A 5,710-nucleotide genomic window follows, 5' to 3' on the forward strand; every position below is an offset into this window, starting at 1 on the left:
GCTGCCTCCTTCGTTTCGCAACAGTGCCAGGAGACCTACGGCAGCGCCGCGTATGGAGCGCGGTATGTAAAGATAAGCGGCGACGTTGAGCGGCGCGAATACCAGGCCCAATCCGCCGACCAGAACCACGCGTGGCCAGACGACCTGCCAGGCGGATATTTCAAGGTTCAGCTGCGACATCCAGAAGTTGCCGGCGGCGAGGATGAGCAGGCCAGTGGCGATCAGCCAGCGCGCGTCGACGCCGCGCCCAATGAGAGCGCCGACGACGACAATGGCGAGGATGGTAAAAACGCCCGCCGGAGACAAAACGAGTCCGGCATGGAAAGCGTCGTAACCGAAGAGCGATTCCAGCAGTGCTGGCAACAACGTGCTTGATCCGTAGAGCACTCCGAAGGAGCAGAAAATGACGATACAGGAGATGGCGAAGTTGCGGTCGCGCAAGGGCCTGAAGTTCACGATCGGACTCGCATGCCGCGTTTCCCAGATGACGAGGCAGATCGCCCCGACGAACATCAGGATCGCTAGTGTCTGCACCCGGCCAAAGGGATCGCCAAGCCAATCCCACTCTTGTCCCTTGCTAAGAAGTACCTCCCAGCACACCAGGGTAATCACGAGCAATCCGAGGCCGATCGAGTCGAAATTGAGCGGCCGCTTTCTCAATTCTGCTCTCTGGTTACGAAAGTACTCTGGATCACGAACCATCGCCCAGCAGAGAAGGAAAGCCAGCCCGCCCACCGGAAGATTGATAAAGAAGATCCATTGCCAGGAATATTGGTCGGTAATCCAGCCGCCTAAGGTAGGCCCGACCACAGGCGCGATGAGGGCCGCAACGCCAAAAAGGGTTTGGGCCGCGCCCTGTTTCTCTATCGGGAAGGCATCGAGCAGGATACCTTGGCTGGAGGGCTGAAGACCGCCGCCGGCAAGGCCCTGCATCACACGAAAGAGTATCAGCTGGGTCAAACTTGTGGCCATGCCGCAAAGCACGGAGCTAATGGTAAAAACCGCGATGGAAATCAGAAAATAGTTGCGTCGTCCGAGCTGGGCTGCGAGCCAGCCGGAGATAGGCAGGATAATGGCATTGGCGGCCAGATAGCTGGTGATCACCCATTCGCTGTCGGTGACCGCTGCGGAGAGACCCCCAGCTATGTAGCGCAAGGCAACATTCGCGATCGTGGTATCCAGCACTTCCATGAAGGTCGGCACCACTACGGCGAGCGCGATGATCCATGGATTAAATTCCCGAGGCCTGGTCGTCGCGATTGGAGATGAGGCGGCAGACAGCGTCACACTCATGGCTTGCTTAGCGCCGGAGAAGGGGAGGGACTCTCTGGGGCCGGCTCCTGAAGAAATTTGCCCGCGTTCGACCCCGTCGGCGGAGTTTTCAAATCTACTGAGGGACTGACCGAGAGGCCAACGAAAAGAGGCAGCTTATCAGGATCGTAGTTCGTCACATCGATGCGTACCGGCAACCGTTGCACTACTTTGACGAAGTTGCCGGTCGCGTTCTGGGCCGGCAATAGCGCCAGGGTCGACCCGGTTCCGAAGGTGAAGCCGGAAATACGCCCTTCGAAAGTTCGCTTGCCACCATACATATCGACTTCCAGATCCACGCGCTGGCCGATCCGCAAATTACGCAACTGCGTTTCCTTGAAGTTCGCGTCGACCCAGATGTCCCGCAGGGAGCGGATGGCCATCAGGCTTTGACCGACCTGCACGTTATTACCGGGATTCACGTTCCGGCGAGTAATGACACCGTCGATTTCGGCGACGATCGTGGTGTATCGCAAATCGAGCTTTGCCTGGTCCAGATCGCGCTGCGCTCGCAGCAGATTCGCCTTGGCTTGCTGAAGGGCCGGCGCATTCTTGATAATCTCAGCGTAGATGCGATCGACTTTGCCGCCTGGATCGCGCTTGTAGAACTCGGCTAAGGTCTGTTTTGGCGTGAGATCGTACGACGATGGTACGACCCCCAGGGGCGCTGCGCTCTGGATCAGCGCCGCCAGCGCTTCGCGAACGGAGGAGAAGGTCTGGTCGAGATCTGGGGGTACGTCGCCGAGGCTTGCGCCCTGGGGAGCTTCGGCAGGCAGGCCAAGAGCGACGCGCGCCTGCAGGATGTTTTCGAAAGCCTGTGTAACTTGCGCTTTTGCCACGTCCAGCGCTTCGCGTCTCTGGTCAAATTCCTCGGCGCTCACCACCTTGGTAGACAACAAGCGTGCCGCCCGGTCGAACTCCGCCTGGGCGAGCGCCATCGTTGCCTTGCTTTGCTCCCACGTCGCGACCCGTGCCCGGATCAGCGCGATTTGATTGTCCACATCCTCGATGGCGCGGGCGAGCTTGAAACGGTGGCTCCTGGCCTGCGCCACCGCCGCGCGGACATTGGCTTCGGCAACGACAAGGTCCGCCTGAGCGGCATCGAGCGCCGCCTGTTTGATGGCAACCTGTACTTGAAAGGGCTCAGGATCAAGCTCGACGAGTACGTCTCCCTTTTTTACGCGATTATTGTCGTCGACCAAGACGCGAGCCACCTGGCCGGCCACCCGTGGGGCGACGAAGGTCACATAACCGTTCACATAGGCGTCGTCGGTCGAGACGGTGTTCAGCGCACGGAATATCCGCGGAACGCCGACAACAAGCACCGCGATCGCCAATAGCGCTCCCATTAGAACGAGCTTCCGTCGCCGTTTGCGCAGCGGAACAACGGGCGGCTTTTGCGCTGGTTGGGAAGACGCGGATTGCCCGGAGGGAGCGGCTTTCGGTTCTTCAGCGGGCATGGCTGTGAGGTGATTGAAGCCAGCCCAATGATGTTGTATACCGTTGTAAAGTCAAGCCACTATCATCCTTGAAAAGCAAATTGCAGGGAGGTCAAATTTTCTTTCCCCTGCCCACACACGAATCATTCGCCGGACTGCGACGCAGCTCGCAAAGGCAAGGAGATTCGAACCCGATTTGCCAAGGGAATCGAGGATGACTTGAAGATTTTCGCTTCGTACCTCGCAAAAAGAGAGGGGCGGAAGATGAAGGCGCCGGCCCGGCCGGGAGCTAGCCATTCAGTTGATGTCTGAATTGGTGGGAGCTGTCATTCTTGCTCGCGCTGTTGCCCGGGCGAACCCATCATTATCCGACGAGATACTGCGAGTGAGCCGGCATAATCTCCGGGATCTTTATTTCTCGGAACGCGACCTCGGGAGGCCATAAGTCCGTCGTGTAACAACGATGACCGGTGCGGCCTCGAAGGCTACGGCCCCTCGTAGCCATTGTTCCGGAATCGGCATCGTTTCACGGGGCGCCGACAGAGCGGACGCCCTCCAACCAGCGTCGAATCACGACGAAGGAAAGGGTCTATAAAGTGCTCTAAGATCGCTGAGGAGGCGTCGGTTCAAATTTAACCCGGCTCGCTTGCACATCAACAGCTTACGCAGGTGTGTCGCCTGTCAAGCTTGCTTTGACACTTTTGTGGATTCTGGCTCCTATTGCGGTATTGGGTTTAAGCTGGGCCGTGACGGCTAATTTGAATCGCGCCTCGCGCCAAGCCGGAAGAACTGTTTAATATGCCACAAGAGATCTGGCTGACTAATTATGGCTGGCTGGATCGCAGCTTGGTCGAACATAGCAATAAATTGTTGCAATTTCGAAACAGAATGGCTGAGCAATTCTATTAATTCAGGTCGAGATTGGAGGATCGGCTCGAGATCTTTCGAATATAAGCCCAGGAGGAGCCCGGATGTTAGCGAGGTTAGAGTTACATCCTCGGTATGCATACCGGTTAGAAGCGATAGTATCCCAAATGAATCCCCCGGTCCAAGCTTCCCCACTTTGAGCTTCCTCCCATCTTGCACCTCACGCGTCGCCTCAATGACGCCGGAGAAAACAAACTGGACAGCTTCGAGCGTCGCGCCTTGGGTCAAAAGCTCTTCTCCGGCTCCGAAGGTACGCCGGATGATCTTCGTGTTCAGCTCATCTTTCTCTGACGAGCTCAGCGGCTCAAGAAGTGGGATATGGTTAAATAATTCGCTCGCTTTGAAAAGGAAGATTGGACGCGATTCCAAAGAATCTTGCGCTATTGCCGATCCACCGACCCCCGGCCGGCCTGATGGGCGCGCCCGCTTGTAGAGCTGCGCAATCAATTGTGACCTTGCATCTCCCGCTGCTGCAATTGAAGCTGTGCTGAAATTAACCTCGTAAGTGATCCGATCAGCTTTGAAGTCGGCAGCGGCGACGGATGGGGTCGGACGATCTAGGATAGCCGGACACGTCATGGCCGCCTGTTTCAGCGTCTCGAGGGCAAGTTCCGGCTCGTTCCGGCTGTCTATAACAATAGTTAGACTTCCGTTATAGCGCCGACTCCCTCCGCTATGGTTTTGGATTCGCATCTTCGCGATTGCGCTATTGGGAACGATGACGAGATCGTTGGCGCTGTTGCGCAGATGGGTCGACCGCCAATTCATCTCAATCACCTGCCCTTCGGCTCCTCCCTCGAGAAGAATCTCGTCTCCGATTTGAAACGGTCTTTCGATGTTCAGCGATATGCCGGAGAATACATCGGCCAGCGTGCTTTGCAGGGCCAATCCCAGCACGATCGCGATGATTCCCGAAGTAGCCATAATCCCCTGCAGTGGAAATTCGAAAACGAGCCCTAGAATCGCTAGACCTGCGCAGATATAGATGCTAGCGGCGATAACATTCCACAGAAGTTTGTTCTTGACCGCTGATCTTCTCAGGGACCTCAGCAGGGCCAGAGACAAGACCAGCGCACGTGCCGCTAGGACCCACCAGGAGCAGATCAGAATTTGGATCCAAAAAGTTCGGGGCAGATCTTCCGGTCGATAAACCGGATGTAATGGCGACTGAACGAGCGCAACGAGCAATATGGTTTCGGCCGCAAACAGGATCGACATGCTTGCGAAGCGCACTATTTGCCTTCGCTTCGGGATAAACCTCAAGATGGCGGCATCAGCTACGATGACGAGGCTAAGGAGAAGATAAAGTTCCATAGGCCAGTGCAATCACCCAATCACCCACCCTCTTTTTCCCCGGCAGAAGAGCCTAAAGTCGTGCTAGGGCTCGCAGCAGCGTTTCCGAGCAGGAGAATCGGAACTCTCGCTCTGGCCAGAACCGTAACCTTCAAATCTTTCATGTGCTTCGAGCTGGGAATGGGTTGATCCGGGTGCTTGGAAACTCTCCGGTTCTAGCCGATGAGCAAGTTTTTCGATTTTACGCGCTAAGAAAGCGGAGAGCGGATTAATAGTTCAGCGATGCCGGAAATCGAAGCGATTCCACGAAGATCTGCTGTCCAGCGCGAAGCCACAAGCATTCGGACGAGCTGGTGACCCAGTCGAGAATATTCCCTGTAAGCGGGCGAGCTGCATTCTGCTTGTTATGGATTTTCAGCACTTCCCTGCGGTCGCGATGCGGGCTATGGCTGCAGCGAAGGGGCGTAGATTAATCTATAGTCGCGCGAACGTAAAACTCGCTGGAAAGCACAGCGCCCTCTTGGCCGATCAGCGCGAGATCAATTTCTCCTTTGCGCAACGCTGCGATCTGTTCACCAGGCGAAAGATCCAACAGTTTGACTTTCTCTTCGGCATGGGTACGACGTAAAGCGGACAAGGCGGGATCGAGAAACGTCTGACCTTACGAATAACACTCTGATGGTCTGTCACTTTTTGGCGTCGACAGACATCAATTCCCGCGCTTCACATTCACATCACGC

Annotated in this window: 4 protein-coding genes; all 4 read right to left on the minus strand. The window is 56.3% G+C overall.

The window, feature by feature from the left end; translation table 11 throughout:
• The coding region (locus tag JOY90_RS03470) for a DHA2 family efflux MFS transporter permease subunit (RefSeq protein ID WP_291689769.1) at positions 1 to 1,293 on the minus strand (1,293 nt) is incomplete at its 3' end.
• Positions 1,290 to 2,648 carry an HlyD family secretion protein gene (locus JOY90_RS03475; protein ID WP_291689770.1) on the minus strand — a complete coding sequence of 453 codons (1,359 nt, stop codon included), beginning with the start codon at positions 2,646 to 2,648 and terminating at the stop codon, positions 1,290 to 1,292. The genes JOY90_RS03475 and JOY90_RS03470, both read right to left, overlap by 4 nt.
• 855 nt (positions 2,649 to 3,503) lie before the next feature.
• Complete coding sequence (locus JOY90_RS03480) at positions 3,504 to 4,991, minus strand: mechanosensitive ion channel family protein (protein WP_291689771.1); 1,488 nt, start codon at positions 4,989 to 4,991, stop codon at positions 3,504 to 3,506.
• Positions 4,992 to 5,439: 448 nt separating this feature from the next.
• Positions 5,440 to 5,607 (minus strand): hypothetical protein, encoded by a 168-nt coding sequence (locus JOY90_RS03485; protein ID WP_291689772.1) that lies wholly within the window; start codon positions 5,605 to 5,607, stop codon positions 5,440 to 5,442.
• Positions 5,608 to 5,710 lie beyond the last annotated feature (103 nt).

The organism is Bradyrhizobium sp., from assembly GCF_019242285.1.
Lineage (GTDB): Bacteria > Pseudomonadota > Alphaproteobacteria > Rhizobiales > Xanthobacteraceae > Bradyrhizobium.

Bases quoted from the DNA above. Each gene is read 5' to 3' on its own strand.
- JOY90_RS03480 (WP_291689771.1), bottom strand. From the start codon at position 4,991: ATGGAACTTTATCTTCTCCTTAGCCTCGTCATCGTAGCTGATGCCGCC.